Origin of the sequence: Janthinobacterium sp. AD80 (genome assembly GCF_002878455.1) — a bacterium.
GTDB lineage: Bacteria > Pseudomonadota > Gammaproteobacteria > Burkholderiales > Burkholderiaceae_D > Janthinobacterium.
On sequence record NZ_NRDQ01000044.1, the window covers coordinates 112063 to 134971 of the forward strand.

22 protein-coding genes are annotated in these 22909 nt (G+C 64.0%); 15 read left to right on the plus strand and 7 right to left on the minus strand.

What is annotated here, in order from left to right:
* Nucleotides 1-18 precede the first annotated feature (18 nt).
* A complete protein-coding gene (locus tag JaAD80_RS11245) occupies nt 19-1512 on the minus strand; it encodes an amidohydrolase family protein (RefSeq protein ID WP_102294244.1) in 1494 nt (497 codons plus the stop codon).
* 222 nt (nt 1513-1734) lie between these two features.
* On the opposite strand from JaAD80_RS11245, the gene JaAD80_RS11250 reads away from it, so the two are divergent.
* From JaAD80_RS11250 to JaAD80_RS11270, 5 genes are all read left to right on the plus strand, one after another.
* Complete coding sequence (locus JaAD80_RS11250; protein ID WP_102294245.1) at nt 1735-2115, plus strand: hypothetical protein; 381 nt, start codon at nt 1735-1737, stop codon at nt 2113-2115.
* 113 nt (nt 2116-2228) lie between these two features.
* Complete coding sequence (gene msbA, locus JaAD80_RS11255; protein ID WP_102294246.1) at nt 2229-4064, plus strand: lipid A export permease/ATP-binding protein MsbA; 1836 nt, start codon at nt 2229-2231, stop codon at nt 4062-4064.
* A 158-nt stretch (nt 4065-4222) separates the two neighbouring features.
* On the plus strand, nt 4223-5353 hold the full coding sequence (locus JaAD80_RS11260) for a toxin-antitoxin system YwqK family antitoxin (RefSeq protein WP_180979380.1): 1131 nt from the start codon (nt 4223-4225) through the stop codon (nt 5351-5353).
* On the plus strand, nt 5353-6495 hold the full coding sequence (locus JaAD80_RS11265) for a toxin-antitoxin system YwqK family antitoxin (RefSeq protein ID WP_146012360.1): 1143 nt from the start codon (nt 5353-5355) through the stop codon (nt 6493-6495). Before JaAD80_RS11260 ends, JaAD80_RS11265 begins: the two co-directional genes overlap by 1 nt.
* Nucleotides 6496-6582: 87 nt before the next feature.
* Nucleotides 6583-7086, plus strand: a complete 504-nt coding sequence (locus JaAD80_RS11270; protein WP_102294249.1) for a MarR family winged helix-turn-helix transcriptional regulator — start codon at nt 6583-6585, stop codon at nt 7084-7086.
* On the opposite strand, the gene JaAD80_RS11275 is transcribed toward JaAD80_RS11270, so the two are convergent.
* The 3 genes from JaAD80_RS11275 to nhaR all read right to left on the minus strand — a co-directional run bounded on the left by JaAD80_RS11275 (nt 7076) and on the right by nhaR (nt 9649).
* Complete coding sequence (locus tag JaAD80_RS11275; protein WP_102294250.1) at nt 7076-8410, minus strand: chloride channel protein; 1335 nt, start codon at nt 8408-8410, stop codon at nt 7076-7078. The two genes, JaAD80_RS11270 and JaAD80_RS11275, sit on opposite strands and share 11 nt — an antisense overlap.
* Nucleotides 8411-8496: 86 nt before the next feature.
* Nucleotides 8497-8733, minus strand: coding sequence for a hypothetical protein (locus JaAD80_RS30670; protein ID WP_180979381.1), 237 nt, complete (start codon nt 8731-8733; stop codon nt 8497-8499).
* 16 nt (nt 8734-8749) lie between these two features.
* Nucleotides 8750-9649 (minus strand): transcriptional activator NhaR, encoded by a 900-nt coding sequence (nhaR, locus tag JaAD80_RS11285; RefSeq protein ID WP_102294252.1) that lies wholly within the window; start codon nt 9647-9649, stop codon nt 8750-8752.
* Between the two features lie 160 nt (nt 9650-9809).
* On the opposite strand from nhaR, the gene JaAD80_RS11290 reads away from it, so the two are divergent.
* On the plus strand, nt 9810-10772 hold the full coding sequence (locus tag JaAD80_RS11290) for a TerC family protein (protein ID WP_102294253.1): 963 nt from the start codon (nt 9810-9812) through the stop codon (nt 10770-10772).
* Nucleotides 10773-10836: 64 nt separating this feature from the next.
* Nucleotides 10837-11247 (plus strand): TerB family tellurite resistance protein, encoded by a 411-nt coding sequence (locus JaAD80_RS11295; RefSeq protein WP_102294254.1) that lies wholly within the window; start codon nt 10837-10839, stop codon nt 11245-11247.
* A gap of 16 nt (nt 11248-11263) precedes the next feature.
* Here the strand turns inward: JaAD80_RS11295 and JaAD80_RS11300 are convergent, their stop codons facing one another.
* On the minus strand, nt 11264-11617 hold the full coding sequence (locus tag JaAD80_RS11300; protein WP_102294255.1) for a YnfA family protein: 354 nt from the start codon (nt 11615-11617) through the stop codon (nt 11264-11266).
* Between the two features lie 88 nt (nt 11618-11705).
* Between JaAD80_RS11300 and JaAD80_RS11305 the strand changes: the two genes are divergently transcribed.
* The gene (locus JaAD80_RS11305) at nt 11706-12983 is read left to right on the plus strand and encodes a glycerate kinase (RefSeq protein WP_102294256.1); all 1278 of its coding nucleotides are present in this window, start codon (nt 11706-11708) and stop codon (nt 12981-12983) included.
* Between the two features lie 92 nt (nt 12984-13075).
* Here JaAD80_RS11305 and JaAD80_RS11310 read toward each other — a convergent pair whose 3' ends face one another.
* Nucleotides 13076-14089 carry a zinc-binding alcohol dehydrogenase family protein gene (locus JaAD80_RS11310; RefSeq protein WP_102294257.1) on the minus strand — a complete coding sequence of 338 codons (1014 nt, stop codon included), beginning with the start codon at nt 14087-14089 and terminating at the stop codon, nt 13076-13078.
* 179 nt (nt 14090-14268) lie between these two features.
* Here JaAD80_RS11310 and JaAD80_RS11315 point away from each other — a divergent pair, with 179 nt between their 5' ends.
* The 4 genes from JaAD80_RS11315 (at nt 14269) to JaAD80_RS11330 (ending at nt 19240) form a co-directional block, all read left to right on the plus strand.
* Nucleotides 14269-15171, plus strand: coding sequence for a LysR family transcriptional regulator (locus tag JaAD80_RS11315; protein ID WP_102294258.1), 903 nt, complete (start codon nt 14269-14271; stop codon nt 15169-15171).
* Between the two features lie 96 nt (nt 15172-15267).
* Nucleotides 15268-16803, plus strand: coding sequence for a DUF1800 domain-containing protein (locus JaAD80_RS11320; protein ID WP_102294259.1), 1536 nt, complete (start codon nt 15268-15270; stop codon nt 16801-16803).
* 20 nt (nt 16804-16823) lie between these two features.
* Nucleotides 16824-18023, plus strand: a complete 1200-nt coding sequence (locus JaAD80_RS11325; RefSeq protein ID WP_102294260.1) for a DUF1501 domain-containing protein — start codon at nt 16824-16826, stop codon at nt 18021-18023.
* A 95-nt stretch (nt 18024-18118) separates the two neighbouring features.
* Nucleotides 18119-19240: an AI-2E family transporter gene (locus JaAD80_RS11330; RefSeq protein ID WP_102294261.1), complete on the plus strand. Its 1122-nt coding sequence runs from the start codon at nt 18119-18121 to the stop codon at nt 19238-19240.
* A gap of 225 nt (nt 19241-19465) precedes the next feature.
* Here JaAD80_RS11330 and JaAD80_RS11335 read toward each other — a convergent pair whose 3' ends face one another.
* Nucleotides 19466-19690: a hypothetical protein gene (locus JaAD80_RS11335; protein WP_010396348.1), complete on the minus strand. Its 225-nt coding sequence runs from the start codon at nt 19688-19690 to the stop codon at nt 19466-19468.
* 146 nt (nt 19691-19836) lie between these two features.
* Between JaAD80_RS11335 and JaAD80_RS11340 the strand changes: the two genes are divergently transcribed.
* Genes JaAD80_RS11340 through JaAD80_RS11350 form a run of 3 tightly spaced genes read left to right on the plus strand, consistent with a single transcriptional unit; the run spans nt 19837 to nt 22330 of the window.
* On the plus strand, nt 19837-20589 hold the full coding sequence (locus JaAD80_RS11340) for a phosphatase PAP2 family protein (protein ID WP_308410584.1): 753 nt from the start codon (nt 19837-19839) through the stop codon (nt 20587-20589).
* 11 nt (nt 20590-20600) lie between these two features.
* The gene (locus JaAD80_RS11345) at nt 20601-21503 is read left to right on the plus strand and encodes a diacylglycerol kinase family protein (protein ID WP_102294272.1); all 903 of its coding nucleotides are present in this window, start codon (nt 20601-20603) and stop codon (nt 21501-21503) included.
* An 8-nt stretch (nt 21504-21511) separates the two neighbouring features.
* Nucleotides 21512-22330 (plus strand): metallophosphoesterase, encoded by an 819-nt coding sequence (locus tag JaAD80_RS11350; protein WP_102294262.1) that lies wholly within the window; start codon nt 21512-21514, stop codon nt 22328-22330.
* Nucleotides 22331-22909 lie beyond the last annotated feature (579 nt).

Below are 22909 nucleotides of genomic sequence, written 5' to 3' on the forward strand. Positions count from 1 at the left end.
TTGCCAACGCGCCCGCCTTCAGCCTGCCAGTGGCGCGCTCAATTTGTCCTTGTAGATGCGGCCGTTCTTCATGATCAGCAGCAGCTTTTCTTCCGGCTGGGCCAGGAAATCGAGGTTCTTCGCCGGGTCGCCATCGGCCACCAGCAAGTCGGCCCATGCACCCGCGGCCAGCCTGCCCAGGGCGCCAGGGTAGGGCGAGCGCTGGCCGGACAGGGCCAGCAGGTCGCCATTTTGTCCTGTCGCCTGCGCCAGCAAGGTCAGCGGGTCGTAAAAGCGCGTGAGCTTGGCCAGCTGGCGTCCCTGCGTTGGCGTGTTTTTGGCGTTGAACAGGATGTCCGTGCCCCAGCCCGTGCGGATGCCGTACTTTTGCGCCAGCGCATACGCCTTCACCGTGCCTTCCGAAACAATGGCCTGGCTGGCCTTGCGCGCCGCATCCGGGTAGACATTCGCATCCGCGTCTTGCAGGAACGGCTGCAGGCTCCACCACGTGCCCGTATCGCGCATCATGCGCACGGATTCGTCGTCCGCCAGCTGGCCGTGCTCGATGCTTTTCACGCCCGCGCGGATGGCCCGCTGGATTCCTTTCGGCGTGTACACGTGGGTCATCACATAGGTGCCCCAGTCGGCGGCCGCTTCCACGCCGGCGCGCAGTTCGCGCTCCGAATACTGGGTACTGTCGAGCGGATCGTACATCGAGGCCACGCCACCGCCGGCCATCATCTTGATTTGCGTCGCGCCCAGCATCAGTTGCTCGCGCACGCGGCGCAGCACTTCCGCTTCGCCATCGGCAATCATCGCCATGCCCGCCGTTTCCGCCAGGCCCAGCGGCGCGTTGGCAGCGCGGGGAATCTCCGAGCGCAGGCGGAAGTCGCCATGGCCCGAGGTCTGGGAAATCATCGCGCCAGAGGGAAAGATGCGCGGCCCATCGACGATGCCTTCATCGATGGCGCGTTTCAAGGCAAAGGCGGGGCCGCCAGGATCGCGCACGGCGGTAAATCCCCGCAACAGGGTGCGCTGCGCTTCCTGCGCCGCCACCAGGTACAGATAGCCGACGTCTGACGTCATGGCCGTCACCTGGTTGATGGCCGCCAGCATGGTATGCCAGTGCGCGTCGATGAGGCCCGGCATCACCAGCTTGCCCTGGCAATCGATGACGCGGGCACCCTCCACTTTTTCGCCCGCCGGCAGCAGGGCGGTGATCAGCGGCCCCGTCACCAGCACGTGGATGCCGGCGCGGGGCGGCTTGCCCGTGCCGTCGAACAGGCGCAGATTGGTCAGCAGCACGGGGCGCTGCGGCGCTTGCGGCTGCTGAGCGATGGCGTTGCTGGTGGACAGTCCAATGAAGGGCGCCAGCATGGCGGCCGCGCCGCCGAGAAACTGCCGGCGCCGCATGTCCGCCATCACCCGCTGGTGCAGGATGGTGAAGACCGTGCCGCCGCAATCGCAGGCGCGCGGCTTCAAGCCGCCCGTCTGCCAGGTGTCCGCCAGATGCTGTTCCTGAGCCAGTGCCATCGCGCCATCCTTTCATCGTTGCCGCGCCATTTACTACGCGCAAAGTTAATAATCGGAAACAATGTTCATTGAATGCCTGAAGCCGGGGCAAGTCAAGTGTGCACTTGCTTTACAAAAACAAATATAGAATGCCGGTGTTAACAGTATTGTCCGGAGTAATATCAAGCGTACTATCGGAGCAGATACTGCAAGTAATATCGAATTCACTTTAAGGGGCAGGACATGATGCGTACACACTACAAGAAAATCGTTGCCACCTTGGCGCTGGCTGCCTGCAGCGCTTCCGCTTCCGCCGTCGGCCTCGGTTTCCTGGCCGATACGCCAATGGCTTACCTGAACAAGAATGACAAGCCCGTCTTCGTGGAGGCCGTCACCGACGTGCTCAATGACAAGAAGGATGGCGAGGCCGTGCAATGGAGTAATGAAGGCTTGCGCAATTCCGTGCGCATCAATGCCGAGATCACTGCCAGCGATACGGAAAAGACCGATGCGCAAACCTGCCGCAAGGTGCAAGTGGCCCTGAGCGCCAAGGGCCAGGAGCAGACCTTGAAACTGAAAGTTTGCAAGGCTGGCACGCAGGCCTGGAAAGTGGCGAAAGTATAATTTTGCTTTTTGTGCAGCTTCCTTGCCGGCTTTTCCCCGGCAGGGTGAGACTTTCTTATAAGTAAGTGTTGCAGCGGTTAGAATCACGCTTTACCCTAACTTTTCTCACCTGCATGCAGCAAAGTCGCCTCCTGTTCTTCCGCCTGGCCGGCCAGTTCCGCCGCTATGGCGCCATCGTTGCCGCCACCTTGCTGGCGGTGGGCGTGGCGTCCGCCACCGATGTGTTGTTAATCCGCCAGTTGCAAAACGTTGTCGACGCCATGCGCAACACGGCCAGCGCGCAGGTCGCGCCCACCTCCGGCGTGATGGGCGTGCTGCAGGGCTGGGTCGACCGTTTCCTGCCGGCCCAGGCGGGCCAGGTGGACTTGTGGGTGATACCCGCCACCATCCTGGGCCTGGCCGCGCTGCGCATGGTGTCCAGTTTCTCCGGCGATTATGGTTCCGTATGGCTATCGAGCCGGGTGCAGGCCGACCTGCGCGAACAGATGTTCGCCACCATCATGCGCCTGCCCAGCCGTTTCTTCGACACCACTACCACCAGTCTGACGCAGTCGCGCGTGGCCTTCGATGCCAGCCAAGTATCGCAGGCGGGCTTGAACGTGCTCAACGTGATGGTGCGCGATTCCGTCGCCACCATCGGCTATTTGATCCTGCTGTTCAGCATCGACGTGAAGCTGGCCCTGTTCTGCATGGCATCGATGCCCATCGTGGCCATCGTCGTGACCCTGGCGGGACGCCGCATGCGCCACCTGAGCAAGAGCTCGCAGCAAGCCGTGGGCGAGCTGACGTCCGTGCTCGATGAAAGCATCGGCGGCCAGCGCGTGGTGAAAATCTTCGGCGGCCAGGATTACGAACAGGCGCGCTTCGTCGACGTGGTCAAGCGCAACCGCCAGCTGGCCGTCAAGCATGCTGCCACCTCGGCCATGAATTCCGGCTTCATCATGATGTTGGTGGGCATTACCCTGGCATCGGTGATTTATTTTGCCATGCTGCGCGCGCAAAGCGGCGCCATCACGCCGGGCGCCTTCGTTGCCTTCATGGGCGCGCTGATGGCCATGCAGTCGCCGATCAAGAACCTGACCAAGATCAATGAACCGCTGCAGCGGGGCCTGGCGGCAGCAGAGTCCGTCTTCAGCCTGATCGACACGCCGCTGGAACCGGACCCGGGCACGCTCGCGCCGGCCACCGTCGAGGGCAATCTGTCCTTGCAAAACGTCAGTTTCCGCTATAACACGGACGATCCCGATGCGCCCACGGCCTTGAGCAATATCTCGCTCGACATCCGCGCCGGCGAGACGGTGGCCCTGGTGGGCGGCTCCGGCGGCGGCAAGACCACCTTGCTGGGCTTGCTTCCGCGCTTCTATGACGTCAGCGGCGGCCAGATCCTGCTCGACGGCGTCGATGTGCGCGACTATGCCTTGCTGGCCCTGCGGCGCCAGTTCGCCCTCGTCAGCCAAGACGTGATCCTGTTCAATGACACGATGGCGGCGAACATCGCCTACGGCGACCCGGCACCGGACCAGGCGCGCATCGAAGCGTCGGCGCGCGCCGCCTACGCCCACGATTTCATCATGCAGATGCCGCAAGGCTACGCGACCCAGGCGGGGCAGAATGGTTCGCGCCTGTCGGGCGGGCAACGCCAGCGCCTGGCCATCGCGCGCGCGCTGTACAAGGATGCGCCCATCCTGCTGCTCGATGAAGCGACCAGCGCGCTGGACACGGAGTCGGAGCGCTCGGTGCAGGCGGCGCTGGAAGTGCTGATGCGCAACCGCACCACCATCGTCATCGCCCACCGCCTGTCCACCATTGAAAGCGCCGACCGCATCGTTGTCATGCAGGGCGGTCGCCTGGTGGAATCGGGCAGCCACGCTGCCTTGCTGCAGCAGGGTGGCGCGTATGCGCGCCTGCATGCGAGCCAGTTGTCGCCGCACAAGGATAGCGTGGGCTGAGGAGCGGCCCCTGCCGCGCCAGCGCATGTCCCCGGGCCGGGACCGGACCAGCAGGTCGGGTCCCGGCTTTTTTTTTTTTTTTGCGGCAATCGTGCTCGTGGCGCACGGCGCTTGCCTTTATGATGGTGGCCGCAAAGCAACATGAACAATGGAACAACATGAAAAATCAACACACGATGCGCTGGCTGCTGGCCGCCGCGCTGGGCATGAGCGCGGCCCTGCCGCTGGCGGCGCGGGCCGAGGGCCCAATGCCGGCAAGCGCAGGCGATCAAGCACAGGAAGAGGACAAGACCATGTATCTGGATGAAAATTTCATGCCAAGCAACCAGCGCCGCGCCGTGTATGCGTTGCGCACGCCGCCGGAGCGCGACGAGTCGCTGGGCGCCTGGCATGTGCGGCTGGAATTTCCCGATACGCCGGGCGTGCTGGCCTTTGAAACCTATGCCACGGACCTGGACCTGAGCCAGATCAGGTTCGTGCGTTTTCGCAAGTATTACTACGAAAATGGCCAACTGCTGCGCGAAACCTACTTCAATGCCCAGGGCGAGGAGCTGCTGGGCGGCTGCGTGTACTTCGAGAATGGCCAGATCCAGCAAAAGGTCACGCCGCTGCCGAACGGGCGCGACAGCATCTCGGAAACGTATCACAAGAACGGCCAGCTGATGAGCCGCACCTTGTACCACGGCGACGAGATGGCCGATGGCGAGCACGTGTCGTATGGCGCGAACGGGGCCGTCAGCAACCGCTCGTATCGCCGCAATGGCCAGATGGATGGCGTGCAGGAATCGTTTTATGCCGATGGCAAGTTGTTCCAACGGGGACAGTTTGTCGATGGCACGCGCGAGGGCGAGTTTGTCACGTATGCCGAGGACGGCAAGGTGCTGGCCAAGACTGTGTGGGTGCACGGCCAGCCCGACGGCTGGTCGTTTGAAAGCCATGGCAATGGCGTCATGTCGAACAAGACGCTGTACCAGAAAGGCGCCGTGCTCAGCTTGCAAACCTGGGCCCCGAATGGCCGGCCCGTGTTTGCCTGGCAGAAAGACGCGCAGGGGCGCGACCATGGCGACACGACTGACTGGCATGCCAACGGCGTGCGCGCCAGCGTGACGCCGTTTGTCGAAGGCCAGCGCCACGGCTTGCTGCGCACCTGGCATAGCGATGGCAGCCCGCGGCAAATCGTGCCGTATGAACACGGCAAGAAGCACGGCATCGAGCGGCAGTGGGACAAGGATGGCAAGCTGGTGCTGGAGCAGGCCTGGCACGATGGCCAACCGGTGGCGGCGCAATAGTGGCGCGCATCCATACGGGGACCAGCCTGCCATATCGACGCGGCATGCGCCTGGTGCTGCTGGCTGCGCTCATGACGGCGCTGCCGCTGGCGGCGCAGGAGCCGGCTCCGGCACAGACGCAACAGCAGACGCAGGACAACAGCGTCTATCTGGACGAAAACTATGCGGCGAGCGATGCGCGCCACGCCGCGTATGCGCTGCGCACGGCGCCCGTACGCGACGAGGCGCTGGGGGCCTGGCATGTGCTGCTGGAGTTCCCCGACGCGCCGGGCACGGTGGCGCTGGAAAACTATGCCAGCGGCCCCGATCTGAGCCAGGCCAGTTTCCGCCACCTGCGCAAGTGGTATTACCCGAGTGGACAGCTGGCCCGCGACGAGCGGCTCGATGCCCAGGGCAATGTGCTGACGGGCAGCACCTCATTCTATGCAAACGGACAGGTCAAGCAGCGCGTGACCTTGCTGGCGAACGGGCGCGACAGCATCTCCGAGAATTACCATGAAAATGGCCAGCTGATGAACCGCATCAGTTACCACGGCAAGCATATGGCCGATGGCGAGTACGTGTCGTACGGGCCGAATGGCAGGATGAGCAGCCGCGCCTTCCTGAAAGGCGGCAAGATGCATGGCTTGCAGGAAGTGTTTTACGCCGATGGCAAGCTGTTCCAGCGCAGTCACTTTAGGAATGACAAGCAGGATGGCGAATTCCTCACGCTTGCCGAGGATGGCAAGGTGCTCGCGCGCAAGGTCTGGGTGGATGGCGAACCCGATGGCTGGTCGTTTGAAAGCCATGACAATGGCCAGCTGGCGCAAAAGGCGCTGTACCGCAAGGGCAAGCTGCTGAGCATGCAGAAGTGGAGCCGCAATGGCAAGCCGTCGATCGCCTGGCAGCAGGACGCGCAGGGGCGCGAGCAGGGCGATGTCACGGAATGGTATGACAATGGCGTGCGTGCCAAGGTCATCCCGATGCGCGATGGCCAGCGCCATGGCTTGCTGCAAGTGTGGGCGAGCGACGGCAGTCTGCTGCAGATTGTGCCGTATGAGCATGGCAAGAAGCAGGGCATCGAGCGCCGCTGGGATAAGCGGGGCAAACAGCTGTGGCAGAAGGCTTGGCAGGCCGGAGCGCAAGCACCCGCCGGTCAATAGGCGGTAGGGGGCGCCCTTCATTGCAGGTATCATGTACGGATTCCGGCCCGCCAGCAGGCGCGAAGCCGGAGCGGATAACTGGAGGCAATGGTGGTGGAAGCGGAAGTGGTGGACGTGGCGGCGGTGGCCAAGGCGCAGGGCATGGCCTTGCAAAACATGCGCGTGGTCATGCGCGCGGCGCAGCGGCATTCGGCGCAGATCGAGAAGCAGTGCGGCGTGTCGGGCGCGCAATTGTGGGTGATGCAGGAATTGCTCGAACGCCCGGGCCTGCGCATGGGTGAACTGGCCGCCAGGATGTCCATCCACCAGACCACGGCCAGCAACCTGGTCGATGCGCTGGTCAAGAAAGCCTATGTGCGCAAGGCGCGCGACCAGCCCGACCAGCGCGTGGTGACCCTGACCCTGACGCAGCAAGGCCAGGTGGTGATCGCCAGCGCGCCCCAGCCGGCACGCGGCTTGCTGCCCAGTGCGCTGAGCCAGCTGGACGCCGCCAGCCTGGCGCACCTGAACCAGGGCTTGAGCGCCTTGCTGGCCGTGGTCGCGCCCGACGACCGCCAGGCCGGCATGCAGCCGTTTCCCTTTACGATGTAGTGCCGCGCTCCGTTTGCGGCAGGCGCTGCAGCTGCAATTGCGCCAGCGCCCCGTACAGCGGTTCGCTCAGCACGCGCGACACGGTGCTGGCCACCACGGCGCAGGCCATCAGGCTGAGCACCATGCCGTGGCCGTCGACCATTTCCATGACAATGATAAACGCCGTCAGCGGCGCCTGCGTGGCGGCCGCCAGGAAGCCCACCATGCCCAGCGCGATCAGCGCGGGCGCGTGCGGATAGTGCAGCAGCACGGCGATATCGTGGCCGATGCCGGCGCCGATGGCCAGCGAGGGGGCGAAAATGCCTGCAGGCACGCCCGACCAGACGGTCAGCCAGGTGGCCACATACTTGAATGCGACGAAGGCGGGCGCCACGTCGGCCGAACCTTCCAGCATGGCGCGCGTGGCCACGGTGCCGCTGCCGAAGGTGGCGCCATGGCTGGCGATGCCGATCGCCGCCACCAATAATCCGCAGACGGCGGCGAACAGCACGGGATGGCCAGTTCTCCACGCGGACAGCTTGCCCAATGGATTGCCGCGCGCGGAGGCCAGCAGCAGGCGCGCGAACAGGCCGCCCGCCACGCCGGCGACCAAGGTTACCAGCAAGCCGGGCAGGGCCAGCGCCAGGCCGATGGGGCCAGGGTGGATGATGCCGAAGTGCGTGGCGTTGCCGTGGATGGAGACGGCCATCATGCCGGCCAGCACGATGCCAGCGACGATCAGGCCGCTGTTGCGCTGCTCCGGCGAGCGCGACAGTTCCTCGATGGCGAACATGACGCCGGCCAGCGGCGTGTTGAAGGCGGCCGCGATGCCGGCCGCGCCGCCGGCCACCAGCAGCGAATGGGCGCTCACTTGCGAGTGGCGCGGCAGCGCCCGGCGCGCGGCCAGCATGACGCCGGCGGCGATTTGCACGGAAGGGCCTTCGCGCCCCAGGGACAAGCCCCCCAGTAAGCCGCCCGCCGTCAGCAGGATCTTCGCGGCGCTGAGTTTCAGCGAGACAAACAGTGAACGCTGCTCGGGCGCGACGGCCGGGTCCAGGGTCGCCATCACTTGCGGGATGCCGGAACCGGCCGCGCCCATGGCGTAGCGGCGCGTCAGCCAGACCAGCACGGCGGCGCAAACGGGTGTCCACAGCAGGGCGAACCACCAGGCCTTGCCGTTAAAAAACAGGAAAAGATCGAGCGCCTCTTCCGCCAGCCATGTGAAGCCGACGACGACGAGGCCGGCGATGGCCGCCATGCCGACGACGACGGCGCGCGACCACCACAGGCGCGGGTTGGCAAATTCATGCTTGAAGGCAGAGGGGATGTCGTGCAAGTGCTTCATTGCGGCAAGTCCAGGAAGGGGCGCGCAGGGCGTCGGGGAGACTTGCCATTATAGCGATATATTTGCTCGAATGTTTTTGCTCTGCCTTATTTGTGGGCAATTGACGACAGCAGACCCGCGCCAGCCAGGAAATCGACCAGCGCCCGCACTGTCGGCGCCAGCTGCGGCCCGGCGACCGCCAGCCACGGGGCAGCCTGGTGCTGCCGATACCGATACCGATGCTGCTGCCGCTGCTGCCGGGTGGTGCCAGCATGCGGCGCGCGCATGCGCTGCTGGAGCGGGGCGGGCAGCCAGGCAAGCTCGTCGTCAGCACGCAGCGGCAAGGCGGGCGGCGGGTGCCTACACGAACAGTTCGCGCCGCGCGCTCTGGCTGATGGCGACGGTGGCTGGATGGCTGAGGCGCCGCTCGGTGGTGATGGCATAGACTTGCTCGACCAGGTTGTCGACCCTTCCCAGCGCCACCACGCCGTGCTGTTCGCAGACCTGGGGCGCGATGACGGTGGGCGCAAAGAACAGGCCGGCGCCGGACTGGCCGAAGGCCTTCATCATGGCGCTGTCGTCGAATTCGCCGACGATGCGCGGGTGCAGATTGTTTTCGCCGAGCCATTGCAGCAGACGGCCGTAAATGGCGAAATCCTCGCCGGGCAGCAACAGCGGGGCGCGGTCCAGGCACTGGGGGAAATCGCCCTGCAGGGTGGCGGCCAGCGCCCTGGTGCCGAACAGGGTCATGCCGCTCTCGCCAAGCAAATGGTTAAAACCGCGTACGCTCAGGTGGGCCGGCATGGGGCGGTCGGCGATGATCAGGTCAAGCCGGTGCACGGCCAGGTCCGCCAGCAGGCTGGCCAGGCGTCCCTCGCGGCAAATCATGCGCAGCGGTTCGGCCAGGCTCAGCGCCGGTTCCACCAGGCGGCAGGCGATCAGTTTCGACACGGAATCGGCGCAGCCGACGCGGAAGGTCGTCGTCGTGGTGCGCGACTGGTCGCGCACGATTTCCAGCAATTCATCGCCGGCGCTGAAAATCTCTTCCGCATGGCTGAGGATGCGCCGGCCCGTGTCCGTCAACTCCAGGTTGCGCCCGCTGCGGCGGAACAGCTCCACGCCCAGGCTGTCGGCAAAGTCGCCCAGCTGGCCGGAGATCGATTGCGGCGTCAGGTGCAGCTGCTCGGCCGCGCGGGCGATGCTGCCCGTCTTGGCCACCATCCAGAAATAGCGCAAGTGTTTGAAGTTAAGCGTGGACATCATTGATCCTGTTTGTTAATACATCGAATTATTCGATGTATGTGTTAATTATATTCGATTTGTTCGATGTTTTAATTAGGCATATGATGGCTGCTTGTTATTCATGCGAGGAGAACACCATGTGCTGCAAGGTAGACATCAACACTGACGGAGGCCGCCGATGAACGGCCTGGAAAGCATTGCCACGGCACCCATGTGGGCCGGCTTTATCGTATTCGTCCTGTTCATGCTGGCGCTCGACCTGTTCGTCTTCGGCGGCAACAAGGCGCACAAGGTGGGCGTCAAGGAAGCGGCGACCTGGTCGCTGGTGTGGGTCAGCCTGGCCCTGCTGTTCAACGGCGGCCTGTGGTGGTATCTGAACGGCACGGCCGGACCCGAGATCGCCAACCAGAAGGCGCTGGAATTCTTTTCCGGCTACCTGATCGAAAAAGCGCTGTCGGTCGATAACGTGTTCGTCTTCCTGCTGATCTTCAGCGCCTTCCAGGTGCCGATCCAGTATCAGCGCCGCGTGCTGATTTACGGCGTGCTGGGCGCGATCGTGATGCGTGCCGTGATGATCATGGCCGGTGCCTGGGTGGTGAGCGAGTTCAGCTGGGTGCTGTACCTGTTTGGCGCATTCCTGTTGATTACCGGCATGCGCATGCTGGTGGCGGCCGATGCCGAGCCGGACGTGGCGAACAACCCGGTGCTGCGCTTCGCCCGCCGCCACTTGCGGGTGGCGGACGGCGACCACGGCGAGCGTTTCTTCGTCGCCAAGAATGGCTTGCGCTATGTCACGCCGCTGTTCCTGGTGCTGATTTTGATCGAAGTGACGGACCTGGTATTCGCGGTCGATTCGATCCCGGCGATCTTTGCCATCACGACGGACCCGTTCATCGTCTTCACGTCGAACCTGTTCGCCATCATGGGATTGCGCGCCCTGTATTTCCTGCTGGTGGATGTGGCTGACCGTTTCCACATGCTCAAGTATGGCCTGGCGATGGTGCTGGTGTTCATCGGCGCAAAGATGCTGATCATGCCGTGGTACCACGTGCCGGTGGAAGCGTCCTTGCTGGTGGTGGCGGTGCTGATCGTGTCCAGCTGCGTGGCCAGCGTGTTCATCACCCGTAGCGACAAGAAGTAAATGCCGTACCGCGCGCCCCGCAATGGCGGGGCGCGTTTTTAAACTGATAAGCGAAAGAAAAACTATGCGTACGTATGAAGTCAACAGTCCCCAGGCAGCGGGACGTCTCCTGGCCCTGATGATGATTGTCGATGGCAACCTGGCCAGCGCCGAACTGCAAGCCATGCACAGCAGCAAGATCCTCGAGCATATCGAGCTGGAGCCGGGCGCCTTTCAATTGCTGCTGCAAAACCTGTGCGATGACATGCTGACCTCGACGGTGCATGGCGCCGTGCAACTGAGCAACGGCGTCATCGACAGCCTGCTCGATGAAATCAGCGACCCGGACCTGCGCCGCAAGCTGCTGCAAGCCATGTGGAAGATCGCCGACGCGGACGACTGGCTGGCCGATGGCGAAGCCGTCCTGCTGGCGCGTGCCAGCGCCGTGTGGTCGGCGGAAACGAACTTCCGCCAGCACGCGGCGTCAGTCGGCTGAGGCGGCGTGAGCCTGCTTACGCCGCCTTGTGCCCCATGGCAATCACGGCGGCGCCCGCCAGAGCCAGGCCCACGCCGGCGATATCGGTCCAGGCGGGCGTGATGCCATCGACCAGCCACAGCCATCCCAGGGCCGTGGCGATATAGATGGCGCCATACGTGGCGTACACCCGGCCGCTGGCGGCTGGATGCAAGGTCAGCAGCCACACGAAGACCAGCAGGCTGAGGGCGGCAGGCAACAGCAGCCAGGCGCTGCCCTTGTTGCTCAGCCACAGCATGGGCAGGTAGCAGCCCAGCAGTTCGGCCACGGCCGTGACGGTAAAGAGGCCGAAAGTGCGGGCCAGGCCGGTCCATTCGATGGCGTCGTTCATTGTATTCCTGTCAGATAGTCAAGCCGCCATTGTAGCTGCCGGGCCGCGGGCACTGCTATGATCGAGTCCGGATCCCGGAGGAGACACAATGACGACCATCCCAGCACCGCGCACCTTGTTGCAAGCCATGTTTAACGCCGCCATCGCCGCGGCGCAACCGGCGCACTGCGTGCCGCCCCATCTGCCGCCCGTGCCGGCAGGCCGCCTGATCGTCATCGGCGCCGGCAAGGCCTCGGCGGCCATGGCGCAAGCCGTGGAGCAGCACTGGCCGGGGCCGTTGTCGGGCCTGGTCGTCACGCGCTACGGCTACGGCGTGCCGTGCGCACGCATCGAGATCGCCGAAGCGTCGCACCCCGTGCCCGACCAGGCCGGCATGGACGCGGCGCGGCGCATGCTGGAGTTGGTGGGCAACTTGCAGGCAGATGACACCGTGCTGTGCCTGATATCGGGCGGCGGCTCGTCCCTGCTGGCCTTGCCCCTGGACGGCATCAGCCTGGAAGACAAGCAAGCCTTGAACCGCGCGCTGCTGGCGTCCGGCGCCACCATCGGCGAAATGAACTGCGTGCGCCGCCATTTGTCCGCCATCAAGGGCGGTAGATTGGCGGCCGCTTGCCATCCGGCCCAGGTGGTGACCTTGGCGATCTCGGACGTGCCCGGGGACAAGCTGGGCGACATCGCCTCCGGCCCCACGGTGGCGGACGCGACGACGTGCGACGATGCGCTGGCCATCGTGCGCCGCTATGGCATCGCCTTGCCGGACAGCATACGCAAGACGCTGGAAAGCGGGCGCGGCGAATCCGTGAAACCGGGTGACCCGCGCCTGGCGCGCACGCAGACGACCCTGGTGGCCACGCCGCAACTGGCACTGGAAGCGGCCGCCGCCGTGGCGCGCGCGGCCGGCGTCACGCCCTATATATTAGGCGACAGCCTGGAGGGCGAAGCGCGCGATGTGGGCACGGCCATGGCCGGCATCGCGCTGCAAACGGCCATGCGCGGACAGCCATTTCCCGCTCCCTGCGTGCTGCTGTCGGGCGGCGAAACGACGGTGACGGTGCGCGGCCAGGGGCGCGGCGGACGCAATGTGGAATTCCTGCTGGCGCTGGGCCTCGCCTTGCAGGGGCAGGAGGGTATCCATGCGCTGGCCGGCGACACGGACGGCGTCGATGGCCAGGAAGAGATCGCGGGAGCGTATCTGGCGCCTGACACCCTGCAGCGCGCCTGGGCGCAGGGCATCAAGCCGCGCGACAGCCTGGACAACAACGATGGCCACGGCTTCTTCCAGGCGCTGGGCGATAGCGTGATCACCGGTCCGACATTGACCAACGTCAATGATTTCCGGGCTATTTTGATTACGGCACCACGGTAATCAGCTGCACTTTTCAAGCCGATAGCAAGTTCTGGGTCGGACCCTCAGGGGCCGACCCCGCTACTTTTGCCGTTGGGGTGGATATTGCTCGCTTAAAACCCTTCCAGCACGATCTTGCCTTTGGCCGTATTGCTTTCCAGCAGGGCATGCGCGCGTTTCAGATTTTGTGCGTTGATGGTGCCGAAACGCTCGGCCAGGGTGGTCTGGATGACGCCAGCGTCCACCAGCTGCGCCAGTTCGTCGAGCAATTCATGCTGCTTGACCATGTCGGCCGTCTGGAACAGCGAGCGGGTAAACATCAGTTCCCAGTGCAGGGACACGCTCTTGCCCTTGAACTTGCGCACGTCGATCTGCTCGGGATCGTCGATCAGGGCAAACTTGCCCTGTGGCGCGATGAGTTCGACGATCTGTTCGAAATGCCTGTCGGTCTGGTTCAGGCTGATCACATAATCGACAGGCGGCAAGCCCAGGCGCGTGATTTCCGCAGCCAGCGGCAAGCTGTGGTCGATCACGTGGTGGGCGCCCAGTTCCCGCACCCAGGCCGCCGTTTCCGGACGCGAGGCCGTGCCGATGATGGTCACGCCCGTCAACTGCCGCGCCAGTTGCAGCAGCACGGAACCGACGCCGCCGGCCGCGCCAATCACCAGCAGGGACTTGCCCGTGAGATTCCTGTCGCGGCTGATCTGCAGGCGGTCGAACAACAATTCCCAGGCCGTGATGGCCGTCAAAGGCAGGGCGGCGGCGGGCGCGAAATCCAGGCTGGCCGGCATGTGGCCGACGATGCGCTCGTCAACCAGCTGGAACTGGCTGTTGCTGCCGGGGCGGTTGATGGCGCCCGCGTACCAGACCTTGTCGCCCACCTGGAACAGGCTCACGTCGGGGCCGACGGCGGTGACGACGCCGGCCGCATCCCAGCCCAGCACTTCCGGCTGGCCGTCCTTCGGCGCGCGGTTCTTGCGCACCTTGGTGTCAACGGGGTTGACGGAGATGGCGTGCACGGCGACAAGCAGGTCGCGCCCCGTGGCGACGGGCACGGGCAGTTCGATGTCGAGCAGGGCGTCGGCATCGGTGATGGGCAGGCTGTGGCGGTAGGCGATGGCTTTCATGTGTTTCCTTTGATAAAACAGTAACGGAGTCGGCGCGGGTCGGATCAGCGCGGTGGTATCGCGCGTAATCCGACAGCATTGTTAGCGTGGCCATGCAGGCCTGATGACGTATCATGGCCACTTTCACGCCTGGGTAAAAGTGGGCGCGTACCGAAACACTTTCAAAGGAATGCTGAAAATTGCTGCGACTCGATGACTTGCAGGTATTCGTATGCACGGCCGACCGGGGCAGCCTGTCGTCAGCCGCGCGCGAGCTCGGCATTTCGCCCGCGCTGGCCAGCGCCGCCGTCAAGCGTCTGGAAGGGGAATTGGGCTTGCGCCTGCTGGCCCGTACCACCCGTTCGCTGAGCCTGACGCCGGAAGGCACGCAATATCTCGAACACGCGCGCGAAGCCTTGCGCCTGCTGCGCGCGGGCCGTGACGCACTGCTGGCTAGCAAGGACAGTTTCGGTGGAACCTTGAAAATTGCCATGCCTTCCGACCTGGGCCGCAATCTGATGCTGGGCTGGCTCGACGCCTTCCAGCAGCGCCACCCGAAGCTGCGCTACCAGCTCAGCGTCAGCGACCGGGTGGCCGACATGGTGCGCCAGCAAGTCGACGTGGCCCTGCGCTATGGCCAGCAGGACGACTCCTCGCTGATCGCCATGCCCATCGCCCCCGCGAATGACCGCGTACTGGTGGCTTCGCCGGAATATCTGCGCGCGCACGGCCCCCTGCTGGCGCTGGAAGAGCTGGCGCAGCACAATTGTTTGCGCTTCGCGCTGGAAGATGGCTTGCACGACCGCTGGACGTTTTACCGCCTGCCGCAGCGTGAGCAGGTGACGCTGCAGGTGAGCGGCAACCGCAGCGCCGACGATGCCGAGCTGGTGCGGCGCTGGGCCGTGGCGGGCCTGGGCATCGCGTATAAGTCGCGGCTCGATGTGGCTGGCGACGTGGCCGCCGGCCGTTTGCAAATGCTGCTGCCCGAGGTGGCGGGCGAGGCCACGCCCTTGCATCTGGTATGCACGCACCGGGCGCAAGTGACGCCGCTGGTGCTGCAGCTGCGAGATTTCCTGCGGGAACAGTGTGCGGCCCTGGCATAAAGCATTCTTCATTACAACTCGTTGCAAATGGCAATCATGCGCGGCTCAAGCTGGGCGTACTCTTGCATTTTGCTGAAAACCGCCTGAAGGAGCGCCATGTTGCCGAAACGCTTGCTACCCGCCGTCGTGCTTGCCGCACTGTGCCTGGCCGGCTGTGCCGGACCAGCGACGCAACAGCCCGTCCACGCCGACCATCCCGCGCAGGCGCTCGCCATGCTCGAGCGGGTCAGCTGGGGCGTGAACGCCGGCAGCGCGCGCCAGGTGCAAGAGGAAGGCTGGCAACGCTACCTGCAGGCGCAATTGCATCCAGGTCCAGCCCGCTTGCCGCCCGCCATCCAGGCGCAGATCGACGCCATGAGCATCAGCCAGGTGCCGCTCGACCAGCTGGTGCTGTCCATGGAGCAAAAGCGCAAAGCGTCCGCCGCCGTCATGGACGACGAGGCCAAGAAACTGGCGCAAAAAGACTATCAGCAGGAACTCAACCGCCTGGCGCGCGAAGCGGCCACGCGCTCGCTGCTGCTTGACGTGTATTCGCCGAACCAGCTGCAGCAGCAGCTGAGCTGGTTCTGGCTCAACCATTTCAGCGTGCACCAGGGCAAGCACAACTTGCGCGCCATGGTCGGCGATTACGAGGCGACCGCCATCGCGCCGCACGCCCTGGGGAAATTCCGCGACTTGCTGGGCGCCACCGTGCACCATCCGGCCATGCTGCGCTACCTGGACAATGAAGCCAACGCCGCCAAACGCATCAATGAAAACTATGCGCGCGAGCTGATGGAGCTGCACACGCTGGGCGTGAATGGCGGCTACAGCCAGATGGACGTGCAGGAGTTGGCGCGCATCCTGACGGGCGTGGGCGTGAACCTGGGCGCCGAGACGCCGAAGGTGAAGCCGGCGCTGCAAGGCCAATACGTGCGCCGTGGCCTGTTCGAGTTCAATCCGAACCGCCACGATTATGGCGATAAGCAGTTCCTCGGACACCCGGTGAAGGGCCGGGGCCTGGCCGAGCTCGATGAAGCGCTGGACCGCCTGAGCCGCAGTCGCGCCACCGCGAAATTTATCAGCGGCAAGCTGGCCCAGTATTTCGTCGGCGACAATCCGCCCGAAGCGCTGGTGGCGCGCATGGCGGCCACCTTCGAGCACAGCGACGGCATGATCGCCGACGTGCTGCACACCATGTTTGCCAGTGAGGAATTCAAGCAGTCGCTGGGCAAGAAATTCAAGGACCCCATGCATTATGTGGTATCGGCCGTGCGGCTCAGCTATGACGACAAGCCCATCCTCAACGCGGGCCCCATGCTGAGCTGGCTTTCGCGCATGGGCCAGCCTTTGTACGGCCGCCAGACGCCGGACGGCTACCCGTTGACGGATGCGTCCTGGGCCAGCCCCGGCCAGATGACGACGCGCTTCGATATCGCCCGCACCATCGGTTCGGGCAGCGCCGGCCTGTTCAAGACGGATGGCCCGCAGCCGCAGGAAAAAGTGGCGTTCCCGCAACTGGCCAGCGCCCTGTATTACCAGTCGCTGCAAGCCACCTTGAGTCCGGCCACGCGCCAGGCCCTGGAGCAGGCCGCCTCGCCGCAGGAATGGAACACGTTTTTTCTTTCGTCGCCAGAAATGATGCACCGTTAAGTAGACTCCGGAGGACTGCCATGCACCGTCGTGACCTGTTGAAAGCCCTGGCCGCCGCGCCCTTGCTGACCCACGCGGGCAGCCTGCTGGCCGCGCCCGCCACGGACGCGAAGCTGCTGTTCGTCTTCCTGCGCGGCGGCTATGACGCGAACAACTTGCTGGTGCCTGTCGGCAGCGATTTCTATTATGCGGCGCGGCCGAATATCGCCATCGCGAAGCCGGGCATGGAAAACGGCGCGCTGGCCCTGAATGGGGACTGGGCGCTGCATCCGGCCTTGCGCGAGACCATTTATCCCATGTTCAACAGCGGCGAGGCGGCCTTTATCCCGTTTGCCGGCACGACGGATGTGACGCGCAGCCATTTCGAGACGCAGGATACGATCGAGCTGGGCCAGGAACTGGGCAAGCGCCGCGATTTCCGTTCTGGCTTTTTGAACCGCCTGGTGCAGACCTTGAACAGCAGCAAGGCCAATCCGCTCAATCCGGCCATCGCCTTCACGGACCAGCTGCCGCTGATCTTCCAGGGCGGCGTGCAAGTGCCGAACATGGCGCTGCGCTCGGTGGGCAAGGCGGGCATTGATGCGCGTCAAAGCCAGATCATCGCCGCCATGTACCGGGGCACGCCCTTGCAGCAGCCGGTGGCCGCCGGTTTTGTCGTGCGCGACGATGTGACGAAGGAACTGACGGGAGAAATGCTGGCGGCCAACCGCAACGCCATCTCTACCCGCGGCTTTGAACTGGAGGCGCAGCGCATCGCCCGCTTGATGAAGGACAAATACAACATCGGCTTTGTCGACGTTGGCGGCTGGGATACCCACGTGGGGCAGGGCGGCGCCAACGGCTACCTGGCGGGGCGCTTCGACGAACTGGGACGGGGCTTGTCTGCGTTTTCGCAGGAAATGGGCAGCGCCTGGCGCAAGACGCTGGTCGTCGTCGTCAGCGAATTTGGCCGCACCTTCCGCGAAAACGGCAACCGCGGCACGGACCATGGCCACGGCAGCGTGTTCTGGGTGCTGGGCGGTGGTATCCAGGGCAAGCAAGTGGCCGGAGAGCAAGTGGCGATCGCGCAAGCGACCCTGTTCCAGAACCGCGACATGCCGGTGCTCAATGAATACCGCGCCGTGCTGGGCGGCTTGCTGCGCCGCACCTTTGGCTTGAGCGCGACGCAGCTGGATCAGGTGTTTGCCGGCGTGGCGCCGGTGGAGCTTGGCCTGGTGTAAGGCCGCCCCGGCAAGTGCCGTGTTACGCTACGGCTGCGCAACTGGCGCATAGCCACGCCCGCCACTTTCCCTGGTGCGGGCATGAATGGAGCGGTATGAGCGATACCCAGCGCGATATTCTCAGCGCAGGCTTTTCCCTGGCCCTGATTGCCCTGACGGGTTTCGTCATGCAGCGCTTTTTCCTGCCCCTGGTCTGGGCCGGCATCCTGTGCGTGGCCACCTGGCCCCTGTATCTGCGCGTGCGCGCGGCGCTGGGACAGCGCCCCATCATCGCGGCAGCCGTGCTGACCCTGGCGTTTGCCTGCATCTTCATCATTCCCGTGCTGTTGGGCGTGGCGCAGGCGGCGCGCGAAGTGCCGATGCTGGCCAACTTCGTCGTCAATGCAAATAGCAATGGCTTGCCCGTGCCGGGCTGGGTGGCGCAAATTCCCCTGGCCGGCAATGCCATCGGCGACTGGTGGCAAGCCACCCTGAGCCAGCCCCATGGCCTGGGCCACTTCTTTGCGGGCAGCGCCGTGGGCGGCTTTCATTCCGCGCGCGACATGCTTAAAATCCTCGGCGCCGATGTCTTCCACCGCCTGGTCGATTTCGGCCTGGCGTTTTTGTGCCTGTTTTTCTTTTACAAGGATGGCGAAGCGCTGACGCGCCAGATCACCGCCATCGGCAGCCATTTCCTGCGCCCGGAACGGTGGGGACGCTATGCGCAAAAGATTCCCACGGCCATCCGCGCCACCGTCAACGGCCTGGTGCTGGTGGGGCTGGCCGAGGGCGTGCTGATCGGCATTGCCTACGCGCTCGCCGGTCTGCCGTCACCGGCCCTGTGGGCATTTGCCACGGGCATCCTGGCCATCATCCCATTCGGCGCGCCGCTGGCCTATCTGTGCGCGGCCGCCGTGCTGCTGTTCCAGGCCAAGGTGGGCGCCGCCATCGGCGTGGCCGTGTGGGGCACCGTGGTGCTGTTCGTGGCCGACCATTTCGTGCGGCCCGGCATGATCGGCAATGCCACCCGCCTGCCTTTCCTGGCAGTGCTGTTCGGCATTCTGGGCGGCGTGGAAACCCTGGGACTCGTGGGCCTGTTCATCGGCCCCGTCGTGATGGTGCTGTTCGTAACACTGTGGTACGAAGCGAATGTGTTTGACAGCGCACCGCCAGCGACAGCAGCTAGCAATCGCGGCGCCACACCTGCCAGCCCGGCCGCACCGGAACGCACACAGTAATGAGGGGTCGGCCAGCGTGCTGCTGGCCGGTACTGGCGCGCTCCCGGCGTGGCCGGGCGGAGCTTTCAAGCAAGGCTGTTGAAAGCCCCGGAATACGCCGAGAAAAATCGTAGCGAGCGGCAACGAGGCTTGGCGCCCCCGCTGGCCAAGAAGCGCAGCTGTACTTTGGTACAGCGCGCCTCGCAGGCCGAAAATCGCGCCGCGCAGCAGATTTTTAAGGCGTATTTAATGCGCTTTAGATAAGATCAACAACCAGCGGCGCATCAGCAGCACTTCAACATAGCCCGGCTCGATGCCCGTACCGCACTCAATCAAGGGATTGACGGTGTAGTAGCGCTTGCGGAAGTCGCGGCAGACGAGGATTTCGCGCTTGCCCATGCGGACGAGGAAAGAGCTTGGGGCGTATTCCAGGCCAAACCGTGAGCCAAAACCGCTATTCAATGTTGCCATGACAATTCCTTTGAGGGAGATGTGTTGAACGAGTCATCAGAATAGCATAACTACTGTATGAAAACACAGCTACTGTATGAATAAACAGTATTTTTTTACTGGTGTGGTTTTTTTGATCACTGCACCGAACTTGAGGAGTAAGCAGTTTGCAACACAAGAATGACATGGGCATGACCACGGGCTGGACCACGAAACTGCGTCGCTTCGTCGAGGCGCGCCTGTCGCCCGAAGGCGAACTGGGGCTGCACATGACGGTGGGCGTGGCCCTGATGCTGGTTGCCATCGTGGTCTTCCACGAAATCGCCGAAGCCGTCATGGGCATGGCCCGGATCACGGTGATCGACCTGCAGGTGGCGCAGTGGTTCAACCAGCATGCGGTGCCGTGGATCACGCGCTGCCTGCTGGTGATCACGCATATGCATGGCGTGATCGGCGCCATTACGCTGGCGGCCCTGCTGGGCTGGTACTGGTACCGCAAGGGCGCCACTTACTGGCTGTTTACCCTGGTGATCACCATGCCGGGCGTCATGTTCCTCAACCTGCTGCTAAAGTATGTATTTGCGCGTGCGCGCCCCAGTTTTGACGAGCCCATCCTGCAGACGGCCCTCAGCACGTACAGCTTTCCCAGTGGGCATACGGCCACCTCGACGGCCCTGTACGGTTTGCTGGCCGCCTACCTGATTTGCCAGACGGCACCAGGCGCCTGGGGCAAGCGCATCGCCATCGCGCTGGCGGCATTCCTGATGGCCGCACTGGTGGGCTTCAGCCGTATTTACCTGGGGGCGCATTACCTGAGCGATGTGCTGGCGGCGATGGCGGAAAGCTATGGCTGGCTGGCCATCTGTATCGCCGGCGTGTCGACCCTGCGCCGCCGCCGGCATATCCGGCAAACCAAATAGGGGAAACTGTCCTGAGCAAGATTGCAGTCATCATCAACGGGGGCGCCGGCTGCGGCTACGCACCCGACTGGGCGCGGCAACTGGAAGCCAAATTTGCCGCCGTCGGCCTCGACGCCGCCATCACTCTGGCGCAAAGCGGCGCCGAGATGATCGCCACGGCGGAGCAGGCGCTGGGCGATGGCGCGCCCATCGTCGTCGCCGGCGGCGGCGATGGCACCATCAACGCCGTCGCCTCCGTCGTCGTGGGCAGCGGCACGCCGTTCGGTGTGTTGCCTTTGGGTACCTTGAATCATTTCGCCAAGGATCTGAATATTCCGCTGGAACTCGATGCGGCCATCGCCAATGTGGCGCAGGGCGTGCCACACCAGGTCGACGTGGGCGAGGTGAATGGCCGCATCTTCCTGAATAATTCCAGCCTGGGCCTGTATCCCGATATCGTGCGCGACCGCGAAAAGCAGCAGCGCCGCCTGGGGCGGGGCAAGTGGCTGGCCTTCAGCTGGGCCCTGGTGGCCGCGCTGCGCCGCTATCCCTTCCTCAGCGTGCAATTGAAACTCAACGATGCCGTGCATGCGCGGCGCACGCCGTTCGTCTTTATCGGCAACAATGAATACCTGATGGAGGGCTTGAATATCGGCGAGCGCGAGCGGCTCGATGGCGGCCAGCTGAGCCTGTATGTGGCGCAGCGCCCGGGCCGCCTGGGACTGCTGAAGCTGGCACTGCACGCGCTGTTCGGCAAGTTGTCGCAGGCCAAGGATTTTGACGTGCTGACGGCCACCGACCTGGAAATTGCCACGAAGCACAGGCGCCTGCGCGTGGCCACCGACGGCGAAGTGACCATCATGAATACACCGCTGCATTACCGGATCCGCCCCGCCGCGCTGGAGGTGCTCGTGCCGGCGTCCGCGCCGGCCTAGGAGGAAACATGCGTACCATCGTGCATTTGTCTGACCTGCATTTCGGCAAGGTCGATGCGGCCCTGCTGGCTCCCCTGCGCGTGCTGGTCGAGCGCCTGGAACCCGATGTGGTGGTGGTCTCGGGCGACCTGACGCAGCGCGCCCGCAGCGTGCAATTCCAGCAGGCGCGGGCGTTTCTTGACAGTTTGCCGGGGCCGCAGATCGTCGTGCCTGGCAACCATGACGTGCCGCTATACAACGTCTTTTCCCGCTTCCTGACGCCGCTGGTGAAATACCGGCGCTACCTGACGGACGATCTGTCGCCCGAATACGTGGATGAAGAAATTGCCGTGCTGGGCATCAACACGGCCCGTTCCCTGACTTTCAAGGATGGCCGCATCAGCCACGAGCAGATCGATTTCCTGCGTGAACGCCTGGGCCGTTTGCCGCCCGGCCTGACGCGCATCATCGTCACGCATCACCCGTTCGACTTGCCCGAGAACTTCGACAAGGACGACCTGGTCGACCGCGCGCCCCAGGCCCTGCAAATGTTTTCCGAGTGCGGCGTCGACTTGCTGCTGGCAGGACACTTGCATGCCAGCGTGGCCGGCAACACGGCCGAGCGCTACAAGATCGCCGGCTACGCGGCGCTGATGGTGCAGGCAGGCACGGCTACGTCCACGCGGGGCAGGGGCGAGTCGAATTCCTTTAATGTACTGAAAGTGGAGCCCAGCTGCATCCGCGTCGAGCGCTACAGCTGGAGTGAAGAGAAGGCCGACTTTGAAAAAGTCAGCACGGAAGCGTTCGAGCGCCAGGGCGGCGTGTGGGCCAGCCTGCGGCCGTTGTAGGTCGGATTCGCGGGACGTTGTCTCTCGTAATCGGACAATATTGTTGGCTTTGCTAATGGCTGTGGTGATGTCGGATTACGCTGCGCTAATCCGACCTACGCCAGCCAGCGCCAACCTGCGCCCGGGACGAGGGCAGCGCCGAGTTTGAAAAGGTCGGCACGGAAGCGTTCGCGCGCCAGGGTGGTGTGTGCCGCTGTAGGTCGGATTCGCGGGACGTTGTCCCGCTCAATCCGACAATATTGTTGGCTTTTCTAATGGCTGTGGTGATGTCGGATTACGCTGCGCTAATCCGACCTTGTATTATTCCTTTCATGCCGTTCGTGATATTGCGAACGGTATCGACCGCTGTCAAAATCTTGGTAAGCATATCAAGACCGGGTAACTGGATGCCGTATCCGCCCTTAGGCTTCGAGCCAGTTTCGTAGATCTCGCACCAGTTACCCATCCTCAATGTCAAGATCGGACAGTATCTTTGGCACCGGCATGCCGGTTAGCCCGCATTCACAAGGTAGATCGCAAGAGGACCACAGCATGTTTAATTTAGGAATCGACGTTGCCAAGGCGAAGCTCGACTGCGCG